We start from the raw sequence: 23,665 nt of genomic DNA, 5'->3' as shown, positions 1-23,665 counted from the left end.
GTTTGGGCTCAGCCGCGCTCGCCGGTCGCCCGGTCGCGCAACTCGCGGAGCCTTTGAGCCAGCTCGGGCTGACGGGATCGTAACTCCTCGAGCGGCCGCACCCGCGAACGCAGGAGGAAGAAGCGGCGAGCGTCGCTCCACGCGTCGTTCGCCTCCTCGAGCAGCAGCAGTGTAGTGAGAGCCAGCAGCGGCAGCAGCGCGAGCGCCGCCACCGCAGCCGTCCATCCGGCGGCGATCCAGGCGACCGCGGCGAGCAACGCGGTCCACAGGATGAAGAGCGCGGCGCCGCCCACGAGCTTGATCGACGCGCGGCTCGCGCCGTCGGCGGAGGATCGATCGACGAGGACCGCCGTGAGGCGATACGGCACCCAGAACAGCACCGCACCAATCCACGCGACCGCGATCTGCGCCGGCAGCGCCGCCCTGCGCGCGGACCAGCGCGCGGCGCCACGCAGATCCGTGGCGGCTTTGAGGTCCGCGGGCTCGAGCCCGAACAGATCGAGGCCGCGAGCGTGCCGCCGGATCTCGCGGGCGAGCGCGGTTGCTTCGGCGTCGCCGTCGCGGCGCGTGGCGGAGAGGATTCGCGCCGCTTCGCGCCATCGGTCGACGAGCGTGCCCGACTCGGGCGCCGTGCCGAGCTCGGCGACGTAGATCGCCTCGGCGGCGGCGATGAGCGGGGCGTCCTCCCACTGCTCGAGGTTGAGCGTCACGCGGCGCAAGGAGTGGTCGATGCGCGCGGTCAATTCCTTGACGGCGTCGGAACTGTTTTCCGCGCCATCGATGTCGTCCCACCGGACAGGCTCGCCGATGAGAACGTGCGCGTCCGAGCGGAATTCCTCTTTCTTGCGAAGAACCAGTCCTACCGGAATGATCGGGAGCGGGTGTCCGAGGCGGGGTCTCGCTCCCAGGGCGATGCGGGCGGCTCCAGTGCGGAGCGGCGCGATGGAAGGCGCGTCGTGACTCATTCCTTCGGGAAAGATCCCGACGGCCGCGCCGCCGAGCAGCGCATCGTGCGCCGCGCGGAACATGCTCTCGTTCCGGCCCACGAGCGCCGGGTTGTCGCGCGGTCGATACACGGGGATCGCGCCGACCGCCGCGACCGCCCACGCCGTCCACGGGTTGGAGAAGAGCGGCGCCTTCGCCAGGAACCGCACGGGCCTGCGCGCGGCGGCCGCAAGGAACAGCGGATCGAGCAGCGAGTTCGGGTGGTTCCCTGCGAGCAGCAGCGGACCGTCACGCGGGATCTCTCCGCCGGTGATCGTGGTCCGGTAAAACGTTCTGGTAGCGAACGCGGCGACCCGGGAAAACAACGGCAGCAACCACATGCCGCCAAAGCTCGCGGCACGGCGCCCGTTCGGGCCAGTGCTACGGTCCGGGCGCCGACCCAAAAGGGACCGCTACAGCGCCGTGCCGTGCCGAGCTCGAGCCCGGAGTTCGCAGAGCTTCGTAGCACCCCCTTGACCCGGAAACTCTATTCAAGTAAGTATTTGAATACTCAAGGTGAGGCGGGCGGATGGGACGTCGGCGAGGAAAGGAGCGGATATACGAGCAGCTCGCGCGAATCGGTAAAGCCGTAGCGAGCGGCCGGCGCATGGAACTGCTCGAGATTCTCGCCCAGGGTGAGCGGACGGTGGAGAAGCTCGCGAAGGAGACGACGCTCTCGGTCGCGAACACATCCCACCATCTGCAGTCGCTGCGGGACGCGGGGCTGGTGGACGCGCGCAAGGAAGGGCTGTACGTCCACTACCGGCTCGCGGACCCGGGTGTGTACGAGTTGCTCCGACTCATGCGCGAGATTGGCGAGCGGCGTCTTTCGGAGCTCAATGATCTGGTGGCCAGCTACCTCACCGCGCGGGACGAGCTCGAGCCGGTGACACGGGAAGGGCTGCTCGACCGGGCTCGAGCGGGAACGGTGCTGGTCGTCGACGTCCGGCCCGAGGAGGAATACCTCGCCGGTCACATTCCCGGAGCGGTCTCCATCCCGCTCGCGGAGCTGGAGCGCCGCGTCAGCGAAATTCCCGCGGACAAGGACGTCGTCGCGTACTGCCGGGGGCCGTACTGCGTTCTCGTTTTTCGCGCAGTCGAGATCCTTCGACTCCGCGGACATCGGGCCAGGCGCCTGATGGATGGGTTCCCGGAATGGCGCGCCGCGGGGCTGCCCGTCGAAACTGCCGCGCACGAGGGGGCGGCATGAACGTCCTGCTGGTTCTGAACGATCCTCCCTATGGCACGGAGCGATGCTACAACGGGCTACGCCTGGCGGGCTCACTGGCGCAGCGCGACAATGTCGTAGTGAAGGTCTTTCTCGCCGGCGACGCTGCCGCATGCGCCAAGAGCGGACAGAAGGTCCCGCAGGGCTACTACAACGTCCAAGCCATGCTCGCAGCGGTAACCCGGCATGGCGGCGGGATAGGGGTCTGCGGAACCTGCATGGATGCGCGCGGGATTACCGAGGCCGAGCTGGTGGAAGGCGCGCGCCGGAGCACACTGGGCGAGTGGACGTCCTGGACTATCGAAGCCGACAAGGTCCTCATCTTTTAACACGCCATGGCAAAATCACAGACTGTACTCGTGCTCGGCGGAGGGGTTGGCGGGTTGGTAGCGGCGAACGCCCTCCGCAAGCTGCTCCCGAAAGAGCACCGTGTGGTTCTGGTCGAGCGCGGAAGCTCCTTCGTATTCGCGCCATCGTTTCTCTGGCTGATGACGGGCGGGAGGACGCCGGATCAGATCTCCCGCCCGCTGGCCAGGCTGCGGAAGCGCGGCATCGAGGTGGTGCGTGGCGAAGTCGAGCGGATAGATCCCGGCAAGCGATCGGCGGTCGTCGACGGACGTACCATCGACGCCGATCATCTCGTGATCGCGCTCGGAGCGGAGCTCGTGCCGGAGGCCATTCCCAGCCTCGCCGACGCGGGCCACAACTTCTACACGCTCGGCGGGGCCGAATCTCTGCGCGAAGCCCTGGCTGATTTTTCGGGCGGGAAGATCGCCATCCTCACCGCGGCACCGGCCTACAAGTGTCCGGCCGCACCGTATGAAGCCGCGATGCTGCTCGAGTACGCCGTTCGAAAGCGGAAGCTTCGGGACCGCACGCAGATCGACCTGTACGCGGCGGAGCCAGGGCCCATGGGAGTCGCGGGGCCAGAGGTATCCGCGGCGGTCCGGCAAATGGTGGAAAGCAAGGGCGTCACCTATCACCCGGAGCACCAGATCAAGGAAGTGGACGTCGCGGACCGACTGCTCAAGTTCACCAACGGATTCGAGGCGAACTTCGACTTGCTCGCTTTCGTTCCGCCGCACGCGCCACCGCGAGTAGTGCGCGAGACGGACCTGGTGGGCGACACGGGGTGGATTCAGGTGGACCGGCACACGTTGGAAACGAAACACCCGGGCGTGTACGCGATCGGTGACGTCGTATCCATCCCGCTGACCATGGGCAAGCCGCTACCGAAGGCGGGTGTCTTCGCGCACGGCGAGGCGGAAGTGGTCGCGCACAACATCGCCCGCGCCGTGACGGGACAAGGAAGCGCCGCAACGTTCGCCGGAGCCGGCGAGTGCTTCCTGGAGGCTGGGGATGGGAAAGCCGGATTCGGCAAGGGAAATTTCTATGGCGAGCCGGTGCCGACGATAAAGCTTCACCCCCCGGCGTGGCATTGGCATGCGGCGAAAGTCTTGTTCGAGAAAAACTGGCTCTACCGTTGGTTCTAACCGGCGCAGATCCGTCCCGAGGGATCGATTCCCGTCTGACCTACGAGGCGTACCATAGCACGGCGAGGTAGTGGCACACCGTTCCGGCGAGAACGCAGAGGTGCCACAGAAAGTGGCCGTAGCGAATGCGCTTCGACGCATAAAAAGCGACGCCACCCGTGTACGCGATTCCGCCGGCCAGCAGCAACATCGATCCCTCTACAGGTAGGCGAAGCCAGAAAGGCCGGACCGCCACGACGGCAAGCCATCCCATCGTGACATATAGGGCGGTCGACAGCACCGGGTGCCACAAGGTGTCGAGCGCCTTGAGCGCTACACCAATGATGGCGAGGCCCCAGACCACGCCGAACAGCGACCATCCCCAGGCTCCGCGGAGGACGCCGAGCGTGAACGGCGTGTAGGTGCCGGCTATGAGGAGGAAGATGGCACCATGATCAATCATGCGGAGCACATGCTTGGCCCGGTTGTGCGGGACGGCGTGATAGATCGTGGAGGCGAGGTACAGCAGCACGGTGGTGGCTGCGAAGATGGCAGCGGCTACGACATTTCCGGCTGTACCATGTCGAGCCGAGGCCACGAGGAGGACCGGCGTGCCGGCCAGCGCGGCCAGCAACCCGATTCCGTGACTCACACTGTTGGCGATTTCCTCGCCTCGCGACTGCGGACGTTCGACTGTCGGATGCATGGTCCCCGGGAGATTCCCGGCGGGCTCGCAGAGTGCCGAGCCCGCGTACAGCTGGAATCTCACATGATGCGGTCCCCACGCCCAGCCGGCCGTGGCAGATGCGTCGTCACCTCGCCAGGAAGAAGGCGGCGATCTGCATGCACCCCGTCACGCTGTCCTACTCCGCTACCCTCGGCTCCTGCGCGACTTCCGCTGCCGCCGTCCGGCGGTACTCGGTCTCCGGACCGAAGCCGTACTTCGCCGGGTCCTTGGAGATACGCGCCGCAGCGATCATCATCGGCACGTAGTCCCGCGTTTCCCGCGGCAGCCGGCTCGAAATACGGTAGTAATCCGCATCCGTACCACGCTCCTTGCCCGTGACCTCGCGCATGAGCCGTCCGACGCGATTCTCGCCCGTGTTGTATGCCGCGGCCGCGAGATACCACGAACCGAAGCGGTCGTGCAGGTCCGTCAGGTACGCCAGCGCAGCATCGGTCGCCTTGTCCGGATGGTTGCGCTCGTCCACGCGCTTGTTCACCGTCAGGCCGTAACGCTGCCCCGTCTCCGCGATGAACTGCCAGAGTCCGCCCGCGTGGGCGTGGGAATATGCCTTCGGATTGAAGCCCGACTCGATCATCGCCAGGTAGATCAGGTCTTGCGGCATGTCGCGGTCGGCGAGCTTCGCCGAGATCATCGGCTCGAACTTCGGCTTGCGCTCGAGCCACACGGCGAACCGGTCGCGCAGCTTCGGACGAGTCGTGAAGATCTCGATCCACATGTCCACGCGCTGGTTGTCGAGGTTGGCGATGTCCCAGCCCGACTCGCTCCGGACCGGCCGCTCGGCCACCGTGGCGAGGGCGTGATCGATGAACGCGGTTCCACTGGACGTCCCCGATCCGGAGCCGAGCTGCACCGCGACGACGGCCGCGACCACGACCGTGCCGACGGCCGCGCCAACGCGAGCCGCTCTGTTGTTCATGAAAGACTCAAATCGGTTCATGCCAGTCTCCTTTGCTCTGCGTGACCAGAAGGCCACGCGGACTCTGCCCAAGGGCGGAATACGTCCATGGGAAATTGGACCCAAGAGGTGACTACACCCCTGGAATCCAAATGTTTTGCACGTCTCAGTATAATCTGTTTAGGCCTCGATTTCAAGGGTCGGGAGCCCCTTATCCATGGGGTTAACCTATTGTTATCATTAGGGTTAGGTTAACTCTTCCTAAGATCATAAATGTGAGAAACCGGATGTGTTGGGGGCTTCGGACGGGGCTTAACCCAAAGCCGGATGTGCAAGTCGCAGCGCGGACAGCGTCTCCCGGGTGACTCTCACACCACAGGTCCCGATGCGCCGCCTCGTTTTCGCACTTCTTTCCCTTGCCGCCGCACCCATTCAAACCGCCTTCGCCCAGGGGCTGCTGGTGCCCAGGTGCGCGGAGATCCGCCGGCCATGCACGACGCAGGGGGGCGTCGCGCGGGTCCGCAGCGACGTCCGGGTCGAGCTGGCTTCCGGCGTGCTTCGCTACGAAGTCAGCGAGACTTTCGTGAACAACGGCGGAGCGCTCGGTGAGGCCGACTACATCTTTCCGCTTCCGCGCAACGCCGCCTTCCGCGACCTGCGGCTCATGATCAACGGCGAGCTGGTGTCGGGCGAGACGATGACCGCCGACCGCGCGCGGGCCATTTACGAGGAGATCGTCCGGAGCCAACGCGATCCCGCGCTCGTCGAATGGTTCGATCACGGGCTGCTCCGCGCGCGAATCTTTCCGATCGCGCCGGGAGAGCGAAAGCAGGTAGTCGTGCGCTTCGACGTCGTCGCGGAGCGGCAGGGCGACGCTCTGCGCATCGATTACTTCCGCGGGACCGAGCCGCGGCAGCAGCAAGGCAGGCCGATACCGGCTCGCGGCAACGGCGACGATGGAACGGTCTCGAGCCAGCGCACCGTTTCGACTTTCCGGCTGCGGTATCCCGTCGGGGCGGCGCTGGGGCGCGCGTATTCTCCGACGCACTCGCTGCACGAGAGCCGCGAAGGGTCGTGGAGAACGTTCGAGTCGTCAGGCGGCGGCGCGGCGATCACTGTGCTGGTCCCGCGCGCGAGCGGCACCCGTCCGGCGGTCACTCTGCTCACACATGCGACCGGGTCGGACGACCGGTACGTGATGATCTCGCTGTCGCCCGGAGCTACACGCACGGTGCCCGCGATTCGCGACGTCGCGTTCGTGCTCGACGTTTCCGGCTCGATGCGCGGCGAGAAGATGCGCCAGGCCGTACGGGCGGGCGAAGCACTGCTGCGCACGCTGAGACCGGGCGACTACTTCAGGATCATTCCGTTCAGCACGGAGGTCGAGAGCTTCCGGTCGCGGTCCGTGCCGGCGACCGCTGCGAACGTGGCGGAAGCCGTGCGCTACCTGCGCGCGCTGCGCGCGGAGGGATCCACCAACATTCAGGCCGCGCTGGAGGAAGCGCTGGATCACGAGGCACGGGGCATCCCGATCGTGCTCTTTCTCACGGACGGATTGCCGACTGTCGGCGAGCGTGGGCATGCCCGGCTGGCGCAGATCGCGGCGGACCGTCGCGGCCGCGCGCGGGTGTTCACCTTCGGGCTCGGCGCGGACGTGAACGTGGCGCTGCTCGAGGAGCTGTCCATCGAAGGACGCGGCACGGCGCAGTTCGTCAGGCCGTCGGAGTCCATCGAGCGCATCGTTTCACTCGTTGCCCAGCGGCTCGGCGCTCCCGTGATCACCGACCTCAGGCTCGAAGCCAACGGAGTGCGGCTGCGGCAGGTCTATCCCCGGCTGCCCGCCGACGTGTTCGCCGGCCAGGACCTCGTGATCCTCGCGCGCTACGAGGGCGAAGGGCGCGGGACGATCGAGCTTACGGGAACGTCTCCGCAGGGATCGGTGCGGATTCCGGTCTCGGCGAGCTTTCCGGCGCGTGAGCGGGACAACGCGTTCGTCGCGCGGCTGTGGGCGATCCGCCGGATCGGTTATCTGACGGCCGAGCGGAGGCGGTCGGGCGCGTCAGCGGAAGTGGACGACGAGATCCGCTCTCTCGGTCAGCGCTTCGGCATTCCGACCGAGCTGACGTCGTACCTGGTGCTCGAGCCCGGGATGGAGCGATTCAGGGACCGGACTATGCGTCTGCAAGAAGTGACGGTGACGGGCGCTGCCGGAGGCATGGCCGCGAGACCGGAAAGAGATCTGGCCGGCAAGGCGGTTTCGCCGCCGCCACCGGCGAGGGCGCCGGCTACGACTGGAGCGCAGGCGTTCGAGTCCGCCCGCAGGTCGGCGTCACAGCGCGCCGCGAGCACGCTCGAGGCGGCCGCGGACGCGTCAGCGAACGTGCGGAACGCGGCGGGACGGACCTTCGTGCTGCGCGCCGGCGTATGGACAGACGTGGCCGACGCGGGGACGGGCTCGCGGCTGGTTCGCGTGCAGCCGTTCTCCGAGCTTTACTTCACGCTCATGAAGGAGATCCCGGAGCTGCGTGAGATACTCGCCCTGGGAGAAAGGGTTCTCGTTCACGGCAAGCGCGTCCGGATCGAGCTGCACCCCGACGGCGCGACGCGGCTCGCCGAACCCGAGGTCGAGGCAATCGTACGCGACTGGTAATGCATGACTGACGTAGATCGCCTGTTTCGAACGTACAACGCGCAGCTCGTGCGCTACCTGACCCGCCGGCTGGGCGACAGCGACCTCGCGGAGGAGGTGGCGCAGGAGACGTTCGTGCGGGCGATGCGGCAGGACGAGATCACGAACGAGCGCGCGTGGCTGTTCGCGGTGGCCACGAATCTTCTGCGGGACGCGGCCCGGCGGCAGGAGCGGGAGCGGAAGCATCTGACGCTGCTCGCCGCGGAGACACGGGTGAGCTCGGAGGATACGGATGCGGAGGCCGAGCTGTCGGTCGAGCGGTTGCGGCAGAGCGCGGCCGCGCGGCGAGCGCTCGGCGCGCTGGGTGACAGGGACAGGTCGGCGCTGCTGATGAAAGAGGAAGGGCTGAGCTACCCGGAGATCGCGGAAGCGCTCGATCTCTCGCCCGGCTCGGTGGGAACCACGCTGGCGCGCGCGCGGCGGCGACTCGTGGAAGCATATGAAGAGATCGAAGGAAAAGGAGAGAGAAATGACGCAGCATCCTGAAGAAGGCACGCTGCACGCGTACATAGATGGCGAGCTGTCTCCGGGTGAGGCCGCGACGCTCGAGCTGCACGTCGGGCAATGCGCCCGGTGCGCGGCAGCGCTCGCGGAAGCGCGCGGATTCGTCGCGGCCGCGTCACGCGTGATAACCACGCTCGATGCCGCGCCATCGTCGGCGGTAGCGCCCGCGGCGCCGGTGATCGTGCAGCCATCCGCTCCGGCCCGCCGGGTGGTGCGGCCACTGATCTTCCGCCTGCCGTATGCGCGCGCGGCCGCGCTGCTGTTGCTCGTGGGCGGCACGGCGGTCGTGCTCGATCGCACGGGGACGTTCGCGCGGGGAAGAAGCTCGCAAGCTGAATCATTGATGGCGGACGCCGCGACGGCGAGCGAAATCGTTGCAGAGCCAACAGCGGAATCCCCGACGGCTGCAATGCCTGCGAGCGCTCCCGCCGCCGCGGCAGATCTGTCGACGGAAGCGGGCGGTGGAACAACCGGCAACGCCGCGCGGGATGCTGTCGCGCCACCGCGTGTCGTCGCGGGAAGGGAAACCGACGGCGCAAGACGCGCGCGCGTGGTGGAGCGCAGCGCTCCGCCACCCGAGTCTGCCCGGGCTGGGCTTGTCGAGCAGCGTGGTGTCGCCGGTGGCATGGCAACCAAGCCTCCGCCGGCAGCGCCGGCGGCTGCGCTTGCAAGAAAGGATGCAGCACCAACGGTGGCGCAGCCTACCGCACTCCCGGTCGCGCCTCCTGCTCCGCCTCCGCCGGTGAGGCCCGCAATGAGGTTCGAGGAAGTCGTCGTCACGAGCGCGCCGATGCTGGGCGCAAACGTATCGCGGTACCGCACCAAGGACGGAACGGTTCTCACGCTCACGGAAGAGCTACTGCGAACGAGCTTCGCGGAGGAGTCGGCGGCCACGCGGCGGAGCGCCGCGCCACAAGTGCAGCAGAGAGCGGCCGCCCAGATGGCCGCTACGGTGATCAATTCCTATCGCTGGTCCAGCCCGGAGCGCGGAATGACCTACACGCTCTCAGGCCCGCTGACTGTCGCGGAGCTCGAGGCGCTGTCGAAGCGACTGAGCGAGCTGGAACGGGTGCCCTGAACGCCTGGATGGTTCGTACGCCGGCGGCGGCTTCGACCACCTGCTCCTCGGCTTGCGCGGCGTGAACAGCTGCCGGTACCTCTGCTTGTCGACGGGCTTCATCAGGCTGTCGATCCAGCCGTAGCACAGCGCTTGTTGCAGTTACTAGTCACTAGTCACTAGTCACCAGTAACTTCAGTTCCATGGCTCCTCCACAATTCATCTACGTCATGAAGGACCTGCGCAAGGTCGTCCCGCCGTCGCGGGAGATCCTGCGCGGGATCTGGCTCTCGTTCTATCACGGCGCGAAGATCGGCGTGCTCGGCGCCAACGGCGCGGGCAAGTCGTCGCTGCTGCGGATCATGGCGGGCGAGGACCACGATTATCAGGGCGAGGCGTGGATCGCCGACGGCATGCGCGTCGGGTTCCTCTCTCAGGAGCCGCGGCTCGACGAATCGAAGAACGTGAAGGAGAACGTAGAGGACGGAGTCGCGGAAGTGCGCGACCTGCTCAAGCGGTTCGAGGAGATCTCAGCGCGCTTTGCCGAGCCGATGGACGACGACCAGATGCAGAAGCTGCTGGACGAGCAGTCGCGCGTGCAAGACGCGATCGAGGCGAAGGGCGCGTGGGAGATGGACCGGAAGATCGAGATCGCGATGGACGCGCTGCGACTTCCACCCGCCGACGCGGACGTGAAGCAGCTGTCGGGCGGCGAGAAGCGGCGCGTGGCCCTGTGCCGCGTGCTGCTGGAGCAGCCCGACTTACTGCTGCTGGACGAGCCGACGAATCACCTGGACGCGGAATCCGTCGCGTGGCTCGAGCGGCATCTCGCCGAGTTTCCCGGTACGATCGTCGCGGTGACGCACGACCGGTATTTCCTGGACAACGTCGCGAAGTGGATCCTGGAGCTCGACCGTGGAGCCGGCATTCCGTACGAGGGGAACTACACCAGCTGGCTGGACCAGAAGCGCACGCGTCTCGCGACCGAAGAGAAGCAGGCGTCGGCGCGGCAGCGAACGTTGGAGCGCGAGCTGGAGTGGGTGCGGATGGCGCCGCGCGCGCGCCAGGCCAAGAACAAGGCGCGCGTGCAGAAGTACGAGGAGCTGGAGAAGGAGTCGCAGGGGGAGAAGCTGTACCAGCACGAGATCGTGATCCCGCCTCCGCCGCGGCTCGGCAACGACGTCGTGATCGCGGACGATCTGAGAAAGGCGTACGGGGACAAGCTGCTGTTCGACGGGCTGACGTTCTCGCTGCCGCGGGGCGGCATCGTCGGCGTGATCGGCCCGAACGGCGCCGGCAAGACGACGCTGTTCCGCATCATCGTCGGGCAGGAGAAGCCCGACGGCGGATCGCTCACCATCGGCGAAACGGTCGTCACTGCGTACGTCGATCAGTCGCGCGAGCTCGGCGCGAAGAAAACAGTGTACGACGAAGTGAGCGACGGCAACGACATCATCGTCGTCGGCAAGCGGGAGATCAACGCCCGCGCCTATCTGGCGTCGTTCGGCTTCCGCGGGACGGACCAGCAGAAAAAAGTCGAGAAGCTGTCCGGCGGGGAGCGCAACCGGCTGCACCTGGCGAAGCTGCTGAAGAGCGGTGGCAACCTGCTGCTGTTGGACGAGCCGACCAACGATCTGGACGTGGATACGCTGCGCGCGCTCGAGGACGCGCTGGTGGACTTCGCCGGCTGCGCCGTGGTGATCTCGCACGACCGCTGGTTTCTCGACAGGATCGCGACGCACATTCTCGCATTCGAGGGTAACAGCGAGGCCGTGTGGTTCGAGGGGAACTACCAGGCGTACCGCGAGGATTTCAAGCGGCGGAAGGGCGTGGATGCGGATCAGCCGCACCGCGTCGCGTACCGGAAGCTGGTGCGCGCTTAGACAATCGACCTGGGCTGAGCACGGATCGCAGGATCATCCTTCGCAGGAGGTCTTCTGGCACCGGATCCGGGACATTTCATCCTCAACGAGCATCAGCGCCGGCATTTCGAGGTACAGCTCGCGATGCTCGAGGACACCTTGGCGAAGATCGAGCAGTTGGCGGCGCCGTCCTTCCGCGGCCTCGGGAATCTCACGTCCTATGAACGCGACCTGCCTCCCGGCTTTGCCGCAGAGATCAGCTCCGCATTGGCTGTCGCACGAGAGCGAGTCACACTTCTCGCTTCCTATCTCCAGCTGCAGCCGCGCAGATTGTCCAGGGAGCGATTGGTACGCGCCCTCCTCATTTCCGAAATAGTGCGTCTCGACGACAGTACCGCGGACACGCTTCGGCGCTACGGAACCGTCGATCGCCGAGTAGTGCGGAAGGTGGAACCGATGCTGCACGAGTTGCGCGAGCTATTAATCTCAATTGCCTCCAGACTTGATGCAGGCCAGGCAAAGTCTCGATAAGGGAGGTCTATATGCACGGTTTCAAGGGTGAGCGCGTACTCATGCGCATCCACATCGGCGAGCGCGACCAGTACAATGGGCGGTCGCTGCATAGGGAGATCGTGGAGCTCTTGCGTAAGCGGCATTACGCCGGTGCCACGGTGTTCCGCGGGGTCATGGGGTTCGGGGCAAGCAGTAAGCCGCACTCGGCCTGGATCGAGGTACTTTCGCTAGACATGCCGATCGTGGTCGAATGTGTCGAGACCGAGGAGAGGATCAAGGCGATACTTCCCGAGCTCGACGGCATGATTGGCGGCGGGCTGATCACTCTCGAGCGCGCCAGGGTCATCATGTACCGGCCGCACGAGCCCGAGGAAGAGGAGCCCGACGACTGGTCTATCGACGTGACCGGCACATGGGAAATACGCCAGCCGCATTCGCGTGGTAGCTCCGCCGGTGTGTCCGGTCGCGCGCCGGGCCCGGACGCTCCGGCGATCTAAGCTGCGCAGGTCGCAGCGCGCCTTGTCCGGCGCGTCGATCATGCCGGCTCCGGGATCTCCTCGACGTCTTCCTCCGTCTCGACGGCGGGCGCCGCGACCTGGAAGAAACGTTGCGCGATCAATGTTGGAACTACTGCGCTTCCGATAACCGTCGTCACCAAAATCGTATACTGCTGCTGCGTGATGATGTGGGTAGTCAGTCCGAACAGCGCCGAGATGGTGCCGAACGTGAGACCCGTCGACATCAGCAGGGTCGTGTAGGCACCCTCGCGCCGATCGAACCGGAAGATTCGGGTGAGAGGCCAGATGCCGGCGATTTTCGCGAACATCTTGGCGAACAGGAAGCCGGTGATGAGGAGCGCTCCCGTCGCGATGGCTGGGAGGGAAACGTAGAGGCCTGCCTTGATGAAGTAAAACGGCGTGAGGATGGAGAAAGCGATCGACCGCATCCGATCCATGAGCACGCGGTCGCGCACGAACACACCTGCGATGACCAGACCCGCAAGATAGGCCGGAAGAACGGCCTCGCTCTGCGCAACCTTGGCCAAACCGCCAAGCAGGAAGAGCACCAGAATGAGGAACTTGATTTCTGGCTCGCTCACGCGATGACCCAGACTCCGGATGAGGAAGCGGGTGACGCGTGGCAGGTACCATAGCACGACGGCCGTCACGGCGACGAAAAGGACAAGCCAGCGATTGAAGTCGGCGAAGATCACCCCGAGCGCGAGCACGGTCCCAAGGTCGTTCACGAAGCAGGCGGCGAGTATGAGCTTTCCCAACTCCGTACGGTTCAGTCCCGTCTCGACCATTACGGCATAGACGACGGCCACCGAGGTGGTGGAAAGCGCGATGCCGGCGATGTACGCGGCGTGAGGCTCCCAGCCGGCCACCCAGTAGGCGAAGGCACCAGCGGCAAGAAATGGCGCGATGAACCCGACAGCGCCGATGACGAGTGCAGGCTTGAGATGCCGCTTGAGCGAGTCCGGGTCGATCTCAGCGCCGGCGAGAAAGGTCAGGAGCATGGCCCCGAAAGCGGCAAGAAAGTCAATCCATGGCGCCGTCTGTGTCCCAAACAGATTCCCGGCGATGACCCCGACGAGGATCTCGATTAGGGCTACCGAGATACCAACTCGGATGGAGATGACACTGGCGGCCAGTGCGAGCGCCATCCACAGACTCGCGGAAAGCCAGATGTTGGACTCCAAGCGACCTCCTGGCGGCAAAGGTGACATCGTACTGCTGCCAGGCACTGCATTCGCTAGGAATACAAAGCTCCTGCCCGGCACTGGGGCCATGCAGGAGTCATCAACCGTCGCGCGATCAGATTATCGATCGCATGATCGGTGGTTCAGGCGAACTCCATCGCCGCGTACTCTCCAGGGTAGCCTACCGCAAGTAACTTCTACAGTCAAGTCACGGACAAAACGCTCGTGTGAGAGCTCAAATGACAGATGTAATGAAGTCTGTTTTGCGGTGCTTTGTCCTTTGCGGAGTGACAGCTTGCGCGCTGACCGTGCCGCATCTGACGAGTGCGCCGGTGCGGATTTCCCCCGACGCGCCGTTCGGAAGCGAGGTCCTACCGCGGACTCTGCGCGGCAACCTTCAGCGAGCCGTAGCAACCTCGTCCGGTCCGACGCGATTCGTCTTGGCCGCGGGCCACTACTATCTCGCACCCACAGCGTTCACCGATTCGACCTGCGGCAACTGCGAGAGCGCGGGCACTTCGGTGCCGGCGACCTACGGCCTGCTGCTCAGCGGCCGCCACGTCGAGCTGGTCGGAGCGTCGGCCGACAGCGTGATCATTCACACGAATGCCGGCTACGGGATCTTGTTCGACGGCTGCGACAGCTGCTCGCTTCGGGGCGTCACGATTACCGGCGGCACGCGTGACGCCGATGGCCGCGCGACCAGCGCTGCCGTAGTGGTGCGGCGCGGGCAGGTATCGCTCGATCGCTGCTCGATCCGCGATAACATCGGCGACTCGGCGACGGTCGCGAAGGTCATCGTGGGAATCGCCGGCGTGGCGGGACGCGAGCAGTCCGACATCCGCATCAGTAACTGCTCGATCCGCCGGAACTCGTGGGATGGAATCGCGCTGTACCGGGGCGCTCGCGCGGAGATCCGCGACAACGTGATAGACGGCGTGGACAAGGCAGCCGGCGGTCGCGTCGGCGGCGGGCGCGGTGTCGGCATCGGACTCACGTGGGACGCCGCCGCGATCGTCGAGCGCAATCTGGTAACGCGGTACTGGAAAGGGATCGGCGTGTTCGGCGACGCGCGCGCTCTCATTCGGCACAACGTGGTCGAAGACGTACTGACCTGGGGGTTCGCGTATTGGGGAGCCGAAACGGGCGGACCCGCCGCGACGATCGAGGAGAACATTGTGTACCTCACCGGAGCGTGCGGCGCGATGATCGAGCGGAACGCGCCCGATACCGGGGTCGCGCCGGGACGCTTGTCGCGCAACGTCTTCGTGCGGACGACACAGGCCCAGCGGTACGACTCCGGTGAGCCATACTGCCCCCAAAGGCCGATTGCGCGCATCAAGGTCCCCGCGCGATTCGCCGTGAGCGGGAATCTGGTTTACGATGTTCGTCAGCCGGGCGACTGGGTACAGGAGCCGACGAGCAGCGTCGACGAGCTGAAGGCCTCGGCTTCGTCGCTGGTGGGTCGCCTCCGAAGATCTCCAGCGTTACGGTCCGCGCGATTCTTCTCCGAGTACTGGAACAGTCTCTAGCCGACCGCACAACCGGGGTATCACCTGCCGAGTCTGGCAGTCTTCGTGCAGGCCGTTCTTCACGGATTCTGGAAGCAGCCGCTCACGCGGAGGTTACATGCGCCTTCATTTGTCGCTCGCAGTCACCGCAGTCCTTGCCGCCGGCCTGCCAGCCTGCGCACACCTTACGGCTCCCGGACGAGGCATGGAGTTCAGCGTCGGCAAGGCGGAATTCGGCGCGACCGGCGACCGCGCTCTCGCCTCTTCGGTCGATGGAGCGGTCGTCGTGGAAGGTTACATCAGCACGCCTGATCCCTGTCAGGATCTCCGAGGGGAGCTCACCAACGTCGCCGGCGAGCTGACCATCACCGCGATCGCCAGGAGTAAGGACGTGGCATGCGCCCAGGTGATCGGGGTGTTTCCGTACCGCGCTGTCATGCGCGATCTCGTCGCAGGGAGCTATCGCGTGCGAGTGCTTTACCGGTACGAGAATACGGGATGGCCACTGAAGGCCGTCCTGGATACTGCCGTGACGGTTCGATAGACCCGACCGGCCAACCATCATCCTACTGATGACGAACAGACGAATACTCTTCGCCATTGCGCTAACTCCCTTCGTTGCCGAGGCCCAGGCCGCGCTGACGACCGAGAGCATTCGGTCGTACGCTTTTCCGCAGAACCTGACCGCCGCCGCAACCGGTTCGCGCGTCGCGTGGACGATCAACGAGCAGGGCCGGCGCAACGTCTACGTTGCGGAAGGTCCGGACTACGCCGCACGGAAGCTCACCAGCTACGACCGCGACGACGGACAGGAGCTCACGAGCGTCACGCTGTCCGCCGACGGCCAGTGGGTGGTGTTCGTGCGCGGTGGCGAGCACGGCTCGAACTGGGATGATCTCGTTCCGGTCAATCCGTCGTCGCTGCCGACGTCGGCAAAGCTGCAGCTGCTGGCGGTGCCTTTCGCGGATGGGGAGCCGCGTGTTCTCACGGAAGGCGGTGACTACCCCGCGATCTCGCCGAATTCGCAAACCGTGGCGTTCGAGCGAGATCGCCAGATATGGACGGTGCCGATCGACGGATCGGTTGCGGCGAAGCGATTGCTGTCCGCGCGCGGCGACAACGGTGGCATCCAATGGTCGCCGGACGGCTCGCGGCTCGCGTTCGTCTCCAGCCGCGGCGACCACTCGTTCGTCGGCGTCTTCACCAACGACAGCACGCCCATCCTGTGGATTGCCCCAGCGCTCGCGCGCGACGGGTCGCCGCGCTGGTCCGCGGACGGCAGCCGAATCGCGTTCGTTCGCCGTGCCGCGTCGGGAGGCGCGCCCGCGCCGATTCTCGAGCGCCGTCCGAACCCGTGGGCGGTGTGGGTGGCTGACGCCGCGTCGGGTAGCGCACGGCAGCTTTGGAGAGCACCGGAGACTCTGCCCGGCTCCAGCGGCGGGTCGAACCTGCAATGGGTAGCGGGGGACCGGATCGTCTTCCTCAGCTACATGGACGGCTGGCCGCATATGTACTCCATCGATTCGCGCGGCGGCGAGCCGGTGTTGCTCACGCCCGGCGACTACATGGTCGAATTTCCCAGGCTGAGTCCGGACAAGCGGTTCGTCTATTTCTCGGCCAACACGGGGCCCGATCGGGACGACATCGACCGGAGGCATCTAGTTCGAACGCCGGTGGAGCGCGCCGCGATCGAGGTGCTGACGCCCGGAGTCGGCAACGAGTGGGCGCCGGTGGTTACGGATAACGGCCGCAGCATAGCGTTCGTCGGCGCGAGCGCACAGAGCCCGCCACGTCCGATGGTAATGTCGACTCAGGGGACGGAGAGCCGGGCGGTGTCCGGCAATCCGATGCCCGGTGATTTTCCCGAGGCGCGACTCGTCACGCCGAAGAAAGTCACGTTCCGTGCGCCCGACGGATTGCAAGTTCACGGACAGCTGTTCGAGCCCGCCGGAGGCGCGGCGAAGAAACCCGCCATCGTTTACGTGCACGGCGGGCCTTCCCGTCAGATGCTGCTCGGCTGGCACTACTCCGACTACTACTCGAACGCGTACGCCGTGAATCAGTACCTGGCGAGCCGCGGATTCGTCGTGCTCGCGGTGAACTACCGGCTCGGCATCGGCTACGGCTTCGACTTTCAGAATCCCGTCGGAGGCGGCAGTCGCGGAGCCAGCGAGTATCAGGACATCCGCGCCGCGGGCGAGTACCTGCGCGCACTGCCCCAGGTGGACGGCCGGCACATCGGCATCTACGGCGGATCGTACGGCGGGTATCTCACCGCGCTGGCGCTGGCGCGCGACTCCGACCTGTTCGCCGCGGGCGTAGACATCCACGGAGTGCACAACTACACCTCCGAGGGCGGCCGCCGGCTCGGCATGGCGCAGTGGCAGTTCGAGCCCACCGATCGCGACAGCGCCGCGGCGATCGCGTGGCGCTCATCGCCCGTCGCCGACGTGAGCACGTGGAAGTCGCCGGTGCTGTTCATCCACGGCGACGACGACCGCAACGTGCGCTTCAGCGAGACCGTGGATCTCGCGCGCAGGCTCGACGCGGTGGGAGTGCAGTACGAGCAGATCGTCATTCCGGACGACACCCACCACTGGATGCGCTATTCGAACAACCTGCGGGTGAACGCGGCGGTGGCGGAGTTCTTCGAGCGGAGGCTCTTACAGCGATCGCCGTAAGCTGTCGCGCTACGGCGCGACCTCGTGAAACTGGATCTTCGTCTCGCGGTCCAGCGCCCACTTGAGTCCCCACTGATCCTCGAAGAGAACCAGCGGATTACCCTTCGAGTCGTACAGCAGCATCCGGCCCCGCTCGCCGGCGAACCGCTCGATGTCGTCCTTCGCTCCCGTCACCCAGCGCGGATAGCGGCCGCCGATCATCTCCAGGCGGCAGCGCACGCCGTACTCGTGATCGAGGCGGTGGAGCATCACGTCGAACTGGAGAAGTCCGACCGCGCCGATGATCGGCGTGGGGCTCGCGATGTCGCTGGCGGAGGTGTAGAACGCCTGCGCCGCGCCCTCCTCGGTGAGTTGGCGCAGCCCGGTATCGAGTTGCTTGCGGCGCATCGGATCCGTGAGGATGACGCGCGCGAAATGCTCCGGCGCGAACCGCGGGATGCCGGTGAACTCGACGCCGGGGCGCGTGGACAGAGTATCGCCGATGCGGAGCGTTCCGCGGTCCATCACGCCGATCACGTCGCCGGGCCACGCTTCCTCCACGGCGGATCGCTCGCGCGCGAGAAACTGCTGGGGCGCGGCGAGCCGCATCGTCTTCTTCGTGCGCACGTGCGTGACGTCCATCCCGGCCTCGAACTTTCCGGAGCAGATCCGAACGAACGCGACGCGGTCGCGGTGCCGCGGGTCCATGTTCGCCTGGATCTTGAACACGAAGCCGGTGAAGTCCTCGTCGGTCGGCTGCACCAGCCCCGCCGACGACTCGCGCGGTAGCGGGGGCGACGCGAACTCGAGGAAGTGATGCAGAAAGGCCTCGACGCCGAAGTTGGTGAGAGCGCTGCCGAAGAACACGGGCGACAGCTCGCCCGATAGCAGCGCATCGCGCGAGAACGGATGCCCCGCTTCGTCCAGGAGCGAGATGTCGTGCGTCAGCCGTTCGTGCGTCTCCGCGCCGAGCAGGTCGCGCAGCTCCGGGCTGTCGAGAGTAGAGGCACGCACCGCGGCCCGCGTCGCGCCATGATCCTCGCTCCGGTCGAACAGGTGGATCGTCTCAGACCAGCGATCATAGATCCCGATGAACGCGTTGTCGCGGTTGATCGGCCACGTGACGGGATGACACATGATGCCGAGGTCGGCCTCGACGTCGCTGATGAGCTTGAGCGGGTCCTCGCCGACGCGGTCGCACTTGTTCACGAACGTGAAGATCGGAGTGCGCCGGAGCTTGCACACCTCGAAGAGCTGCCGTGTTCTTTCCTCCACGCCGCGGCGGTTGTCGAGCAGCATCACCGCGCTGTCGGCCGCGACCAGGGTGCGGTACGTGTCCTCGGAGAAGTCCTCGTGTCCGGGGGTGTCGAGCAGGTTCACCTGATACCCGTCGTACTCGAAGTTCATGACGCTCGACGTGACGGAGATGCCGCGCTCCTGCTCCAGCTTCATCCAGTCGGACGTCGCGTGCCGTTGCGCGCGGCGCGCCTTCACGGAGCCCGCGAGGTGGATGGCGCCGCCGTACAGCAGCAGCTTCTCCGTGAGCGTCGTCTTGCCCGCGTCGGGATGGCTGATGATGGCGAAAGTGCGCCGGCGGCTGATCGCCGCGGCGAGGTCGGGAGTACTCAAAGACGCTATTGGCTGTTGGCTATTGGCTATTGGCGACGGCGGCTGAAGTCGCTGCAACATCACGCGGTCGCGGCTATGGGGATTATACACTTGCCGATCCCTGCCCCGGTCAGCCGCGCGCGCCGGCCGCGGCAATTGCCGCAGCTCCCTACGGCCGGCTGATAAGCTTTTGCAGCAGCGGCGGAAGGGGAGCCACTCCGGGCGGAGCGCCCGGCTGAATCTTGAGAAGGGACTCGCCGGCCGGTGCCACCCACCGCAGGTCGTATGTCTCACCGACGCCGATCCGCATACGAGCTGGGCGAACAGCGGTCAACGCCTCCGGAACCGTCGCTCCATCCTTCGATATCAGCCGCCACCGCTGGACCGCGGAATCCGCCGCGCTGAGCTCGACCGTGATCGCCGGCGCGAACAGGATGTTGATCAGACGCAGCCGATATGTCTTCCCGGCCTGCACTCTGATCGGGTTCGGCGAAACGGTGCCGTTGAGCGCGTAGGCAAATCCGCCCCCGATCGCGGGCACCATTCCTACCACCATCGTTAGGTCGGTCGACGGGTCGTGCCGCTCGCCGGGCTCCAGCACCAGCAGCGGCGCGTACATGCCGGAGAAGAGCTGATCCTCCTCGTCCATGTGGCTGTGGTAGATGTACGTGCCGGCGCGCGGCGGAGTGAACCAGGCCGTGAAAGAGTCGCCTGGCGCGAGCAACGGAGCTCGCGTGGCTCCGACGCCGCTGAACCCCGGCACCCCGTCGAATACGCTCTCGAGCTCCATCCCGTGCCAGTGAACGCTGCTTGGCGTTCGCAGGCGGTTCACGATCGTGATGCTGTTCCGCTGTCCTCGCACAACCACTAACGGTGAGCCGGGCACCTCGACCGAATCCGGAGCCGGCTCTGCCTCACGCTGGAGGACGAATCCCTTCCTCGGGACGATGCCCGGCTGAGGTCGGGATTCCTGAAGGAAGAGCCGGTGCGTCGCGACCGGTGGCGCGACGGGCGCCGCGTATCTCCCCCGCGGATCGGTAACGCTGACTCCCAGAACGAGACCCGCCATCGACACGGTGGGATGCTGATCGACCGCATGTACGTCATGCTGCCGGGTGCTGTCCGGTCTCATTGGGTATGGCGTGATGTGCGGGATCATGTGACAATGCACCAGCCAGTTTCCGGGACGCGTAAGAACCCACTCGAGGCTGAAAGTGCTCCCGGGCACCATGAACTCGGTGACTGCGTGACGACGCGTATCCGGAGAGTAAGTCGTATCCGCTTTGCCGTCGCCCTTCGACGTAACGAGAAAGTGGAATCCATGCAGGTGCATGGGGTGGGGGCGGTCGGTCGCGTTGATGAAGCGCCACCGCGCGGTGTCCCCCATCGCGTATGAGAGCCTTTCCGTGTGCGGCCACGACCTGCCGTTCACGGCGATCTCCCAAATCTCTTCGCGCGGAGGCGGAAGGGCGGTATCCGACATGTAGTCGATCAACGTGATGACGAACACTCTCTCTCGCGGGTCGGGAACCGTTCCCACGGGATCGACGACGATCGCACCCGAGAGCAGCGCGTCCCGCCCCACTCGTCGATTCAAGGCTGAATGCGAAGTCGTACCCCAGTAGTGGAACGTGCCGGCGTTCGCGGCGGTGAACACGATCTCTCTCGTCGCCCCCGGCGGGACGCTGAAGCTGTCATCAGCGACGGCGCCGGCGCGCAGGCCGTGAACGATCAGCGTGGAATCGGGAATGAGATTCCTGACCGTCAGCCTGACCTCGGTCCCATCGGGGATGCGCACGAGTGGCCCCGGTATCGTCGGCAGCTTGCCGCGCTCCGCGAAGGCCTGGACCGTCGCCGCGGTGTCCACGTTCGCGTCGGGCCGCCAGCCCGCCCGGACCGCATCGAGGTCGAGGCGCAAGACGCCATTGCGCAGGCTGCCGGCCGGCACCCGATTGTCGTTCGGCGCGGCTATGGTGAACGACGATCCAACCGTCGGCGGAACGGCAGTGCCGCGAGCGCACGATGTGGCGAACGCTGCGAGGGCGGCGACGGCAACGGCGGGGAAAGGCATGTTCACGGCCCGGTATTCTCACTCCCTCCGCGCGGCCCGGCAAGTATTCGCATGCATCTTGGCGCGATATTGCCGGATCGACGAGACAGCTAGTAGCAGCTAGCAGCTGCTAGACTAGCTGCTGGCTGGCGCCCGGGAGGTGGCGCTACTTCGGCGCCAGCGTCATCAGCCGCTGCTCGAAGTCGAGCGTTACGTGGAAGCCGGACAGGAAGTTCAGGCCGAGCAGTCCATTGACGCCGCCGGCGCCGAGGTCGCGGAGATGGCGGAGGTCCAGAACGCACGCCGTGAGATTGCGCACGGTCGACGAGCCCGCCCGGACGGAGTCGACCTGGACCAGCGCGACGCGTCCGGATCCGCCGACTCCGGCCCCCAGACCGACCGCGCCGGTTTTTCGGGGGAGGCGAAGCTCCCTCGCCAGCCCCTCGTCGATGCACGTGAGGGTCGCGCCCGTGTCGAGCACGAGGTTGTACGGCCCCGAGCCGTTGATGTGGACGGCGACTAGCAGGACCGCGCCGCCCCGCCCCGCGACGCGCAGCGGAACCTCGCCGGCCGCAGTGTCCGCCTGAACGGCCACGCGACCCGGCAGGGCGCCGTCGCATCCGCCGGAGGCAAGCAGGGCGAGAAAGAAAGGAAAAGGAGTGAGCTTCACACCGGGAAGTCTGCAACGGGGGTGTGCGATTTGCCTATGTGACCGGTTAGAAGTGTCACTTGCTCCCTTTCCGGTGGGCGGTACACTTACCCCGGAACATCACCAGGCGCGGAGAAAGTCATGCGTCCTTCCTTTCGCAGCTGCACGCTCGTCCTTGTTGCCGCGGTGCTACTGGCGTGTGATCGCGGCGCCGACGGCGCCGCCGGCGAAGGCGACACGGTCTCGGCGATGCTCAACTCCGAGGAGCCCGATACCGCGCTCGGGGGACCCTCGCTCAGCGATGCCAACATCATCGCGCTGTTCGACGCCTCCAGCATCACCGACAGCAGCGTGGCGGCGTTGGCCGCGACCAAAGGAAGCGCGGCGGTGCGTGATCTGGCAAAAAAAATGGCCGCCGACCACCACGCGATGCGCGTGAGCATCGAGCGGCTGGCGAAGCGAATGGGAGTCACGCCGGACCTTCCCCAGGGTGAGACGTTCACCGCGGAGTACGGCCAGTCGCTGCAGCGGCTGACCGCGACACCACAGGGGCGGGACTTCGACAAGGCCTACGTCGGTCGCGAGATCGAGGCCCACCTCGATATGCTGGAGGTCGCCACCGACGCGATGGCCATGGCGCGGGACACCGAGCTCAAGCAGTTCATTCAGCTCACGGCACCCGCGATCGAGCGCCACCTCGACGCCGTGCAGGCGCTGCAGAAGCAGTTGATGTAGCGCCGCCCGGTTTTCGAGGGGTTAGACCCACGGATCTGGCGAGCCGCGCGCACGTTGGTTGCGATGAAGAGGTCGGTTTTTTCACCAACGGCGGTGATGAGCCTCTTCAGGACCAGGAGGAAGGCGATGCGTGGTGACATGATCAGGTTCGAAGCGAACGGCGGCACGGCCCCGGGATACCTAGTCGCGCCCGAATCCGGGAAGGGCGGCCCCGGGTTGATCCTGGTGCAGGAATGGTGGGGACTGGTCGATCACATCAAGGACGTAGCCGATCGATTCGCGGCCGCGGGATTCGTGGTGCTGGCCCCCGACCTGTACGACGGCCAGCAGACGAAGAGCCCCGATCAGGCAGCGAAGATGTTCATGGCACTGCGCATTGGAGAGGCGGCCAAGGACATTCGCGGCGCCGCCCGCCATCTCATCGCGCGGCCCGACGTGTCGCCGAAAAAGGTGGGAGTGGTCGGCTTCTGCATGGGCGGACAGCTGGCACTATATGCCGGTCAGGAATATCCGGGCGAGATCGGCGCTGTGGTCGACTTTTACGGAGTGCATCCGAACGTCCCGATCGATCCGGCGAAGGTCGAGGTTCCGGTAATGCTCCATTTCGGCAAGCGCGACACGTCCGTCCCGGAAGCAACGGCGAAGGAGCTCATCGAGAAGCTCTCCGGCTCCGCTGCCGACGTCAGTGCCCATTTCTACGACGCGGATCACGCGTTCTTCAACGACACGAGGCCCGAGGTCCACGATCGTGGCGCGGCGGACGGGCCTGGACTCGCAGCGTGGCATTCCTGATCAAGT

General features: G+C 66.0%; 21 protein-coding genes and 1 riboswitch. Of the genes, 14 read left to right on the top strand and 7 right to left on the bottom strand.

What is annotated here, in order from left to right; genetic code table 11:
* Positions 1-8 precede the first annotated feature (8 nt).
* Positions 9-1,319: a lysophospholipid acyltransferase family protein gene (locus tag WEA80_06230; GenBank protein ID MEX1186168.1), complete on the bottom strand. Its 1,311-nt coding sequence runs from the start codon at positions 1,317-1,319 to the stop codon at positions 9-11.
* Positions 1,320-1,513: 194 nt separating this feature from the next.
* Here WEA80_06230 and WEA80_06225 point away from each other — a divergent pair, with 194 nt between their 5' ends.
* Genes WEA80_06225 through WEA80_06215 form a run of 3 tightly spaced genes read left to right on the top strand, consistent with a single transcriptional unit; the run spans position 1,514 to position 3,705 of the window.
* Complete coding sequence (locus WEA80_06225) at positions 1,514-2,194, top strand: metalloregulator ArsR/SmtB family transcription factor (GenBank protein ID MEX1186167.1); 681 nt, start codon at positions 1,514-1,516, stop codon at positions 2,192-2,194.
* Positions 2,191-2,541 (top strand): DsrE family protein, encoded by a 351-nt coding sequence (locus tag WEA80_06220; protein ID MEX1186166.1) that lies wholly within the window; start codon positions 2,191-2,193, stop codon positions 2,539-2,541. The genes WEA80_06225 and WEA80_06220 overlap by 4 nt, the downstream gene beginning before the upstream one ends.
* Before the next feature lie 6 nt (positions 2,542-2,547).
* Positions 2,548-3,705 (top strand): FAD/NAD(P)-binding oxidoreductase, encoded by a 1,158-nt coding sequence (locus tag WEA80_06215; protein ID MEX1186165.1) that lies wholly within the window; start codon positions 2,548-2,550, stop codon positions 3,703-3,705.
* A 40-nt stretch (positions 3,706-3,745) separates the two neighbouring features.
* On the opposite strand, the gene WEA80_06210 is transcribed toward WEA80_06215, so the two are convergent.
* Together WEA80_06210 and WEA80_06205 are read right to left on the bottom strand one after the other, a co-directional pair.
* Complete coding sequence (locus tag WEA80_06210; protein MEX1186164.1) at positions 3,746-4,453, bottom strand: hemolysin III family protein; 708 nt, start codon at positions 4,451-4,453, stop codon at positions 3,746-3,748.
* A gap of 94 nt (positions 4,454-4,547) precedes the next feature.
* Positions 4,548-5,369, bottom strand: coding sequence for a lytic transglycosylase domain-containing protein (locus tag WEA80_06205; protein MEX1186163.1), 822 nt, complete (start codon positions 5,367-5,369; stop codon positions 4,548-4,550).
* A gap of 343 nt (positions 5,370-5,712) precedes the next feature.
* Here WEA80_06205 and WEA80_06200 point away from each other — a divergent pair, with 343 nt between their 5' ends.
* The 6 genes from WEA80_06200 to WEA80_06175 all read left to right on the top strand — a co-directional run bounded on the left by WEA80_06200 (position 5,713) and on the right by WEA80_06175 (position 12,449).
* Positions 5,713-7,977, top strand: a complete 2,265-nt coding sequence (locus tag WEA80_06200; protein MEX1186162.1) for a VIT and VWA domain-containing protein — start codon at positions 5,713-5,715, stop codon at positions 7,975-7,977.
* A gap of 3 nt (positions 7,978-7,980) precedes the next feature.
* Positions 7,981-8,502: a sigma-70 family RNA polymerase sigma factor gene (locus WEA80_06195; GenBank protein MEX1186161.1), complete on the top strand. Its 522-nt coding sequence runs from the start codon at positions 7,981-7,983 to the stop codon at positions 8,500-8,502.
* Positions 8,486-9,598, top strand: coding sequence for a zf-HC2 domain-containing protein (locus WEA80_06190; protein MEX1186160.1), 1,113 nt, complete (start codon positions 8,486-8,488; stop codon positions 9,596-9,598). The genes WEA80_06195 and WEA80_06190 overlap by 17 nt, the downstream gene beginning before the upstream one ends.
* A gap of 182 nt (positions 9,599-9,780) precedes the next feature.
* Positions 9,781-11,460, top strand: coding sequence for an energy-dependent translational throttle protein EttA (ettA, locus tag WEA80_06185; GenBank protein ID MEX1186159.1), 1,680 nt, complete (start codon positions 9,781-9,783; stop codon positions 11,458-11,460).
* A 123-nt stretch (positions 11,461-11,583) separates the two neighbouring features.
* A complete protein-coding gene (locus tag WEA80_06180; GenBank protein MEX1186158.1) occupies positions 11,584-11,970 on the top strand; it encodes a hypothetical protein in 387 nt (128 codons plus the stop codon).
* An 11-nt stretch (positions 11,971-11,981) separates the two neighbouring features.
* Entirely contained in the window at positions 11,982-12,449 is a 468-nt protein-coding gene (locus tag WEA80_06175; GenBank protein ID MEX1186157.1) for a DUF190 domain-containing protein, read from the top strand.
* A gap of 38 nt (positions 12,450-12,487) precedes the next feature.
* Here WEA80_06175 and WEA80_06170 read toward each other — a convergent pair whose 3' ends face one another.
* Positions 12,488-13,654 (bottom strand): cation:proton antiporter, encoded by a 1,167-nt coding sequence (locus tag WEA80_06170; GenBank protein ID MEX1186156.1) that lies wholly within the window; start codon positions 13,652-13,654, stop codon positions 12,488-12,490.
* A gap of 84 nt (positions 13,655-13,738) precedes the next feature.
* Positions 13,739-13,825, bottom strand: a riboswitch (Fluoride riboswitch).
* A gap of 269 nt (positions 13,826-14,094) precedes the next feature.
* On the opposite strand from WEA80_06170, the gene WEA80_06165 reads away from it, so the two are divergent.
* The 3 genes from WEA80_06165 (at position 14,095) to WEA80_06155 (ending at position 17,846) form a co-directional block, all read left to right on the top strand.
* A complete protein-coding gene (locus tag WEA80_06165; GenBank protein MEX1186155.1) occupies positions 14,095-15,186 on the top strand; it encodes a right-handed parallel beta-helix repeat-containing protein in 1,092 nt (363 codons plus the stop codon).
* A gap of 184 nt (positions 15,187-15,370) precedes the next feature.
* Complete coding sequence (locus WEA80_06160; GenBank protein ID MEX1186154.1) at positions 15,371-15,709, top strand: hypothetical protein; 339 nt, start codon at positions 15,371-15,373, stop codon at positions 15,707-15,709.
* 28 nt (positions 15,710-15,737) lie between these two features.
* Complete coding sequence (locus WEA80_06155; protein ID MEX1186153.1) at positions 15,738-17,846, top strand: prolyl oligopeptidase family serine peptidase; 2,109 nt, start codon at positions 15,738-15,740, stop codon at positions 17,844-17,846.
* 9 nt (positions 17,847-17,855) lie between these two features.
* On the opposite strand, the gene WEA80_06150 is transcribed toward WEA80_06155, so the two are convergent.
* From WEA80_06150 to WEA80_06140, 3 genes are all read right to left on the bottom strand, one after another.
* A complete protein-coding gene (locus WEA80_06150; protein MEX1186152.1) occupies positions 17,856-19,454 on the bottom strand; it encodes a peptide chain release factor 3 in 1,599 nt (532 codons plus the stop codon).
* Positions 19,455-19,602: 148 nt separating this feature from the next.
* Positions 19,603-21,504: a multicopper oxidase domain-containing protein gene (locus WEA80_06145; protein MEX1186151.1), complete on the bottom strand. Its 1,902-nt coding sequence runs from the start codon at positions 21,502-21,504 to the stop codon at positions 19,603-19,605.
* 145 nt (positions 21,505-21,649) lie between these two features.
* Complete coding sequence (locus tag WEA80_06140; GenBank protein ID MEX1186150.1) at positions 21,650-22,153, bottom strand: retropepsin-like aspartic protease; 504 nt, start codon at positions 22,151-22,153, stop codon at positions 21,650-21,652.
* A 120-nt stretch (positions 22,154-22,273) separates the two neighbouring features.
* Here WEA80_06140 and WEA80_06135 point away from each other — a divergent pair, with 120 nt between their 5' ends.
* Together WEA80_06135 and WEA80_06130 are read left to right on the top strand one after the other, a co-directional pair.
* Positions 22,274-22,867, top strand: coding sequence for a DUF4142 domain-containing protein (locus tag WEA80_06135; protein ID MEX1186149.1), 594 nt, complete (start codon positions 22,274-22,276; stop codon positions 22,865-22,867).
* A gap of 96 nt (positions 22,868-22,963) precedes the next feature.
* Positions 22,964-23,659 carry a dienelactone hydrolase family protein gene (locus tag WEA80_06130; protein ID MEX1186148.1) on the top strand — a complete coding sequence of 232 codons (696 nt, stop codon included), beginning with the start codon at positions 22,964-22,966 and terminating at the stop codon, positions 23,657-23,659.
* Positions 23,660-23,665: the final 6 nt, after the last annotated feature.

The organism is Gemmatimonadaceae bacterium, from assembly GCA_040882285.1.
In the GTDB taxonomy this organism is placed as follows: Bacteria; Gemmatimonadota; Gemmatimonadetes; order Gemmatimonadales; family Gemmatimonadaceae; genus JACDCY01.
Note: the sequence above shows the minus strand (reverse complement) of the source record. Positions and strands in the feature narration are given on the sequence as shown.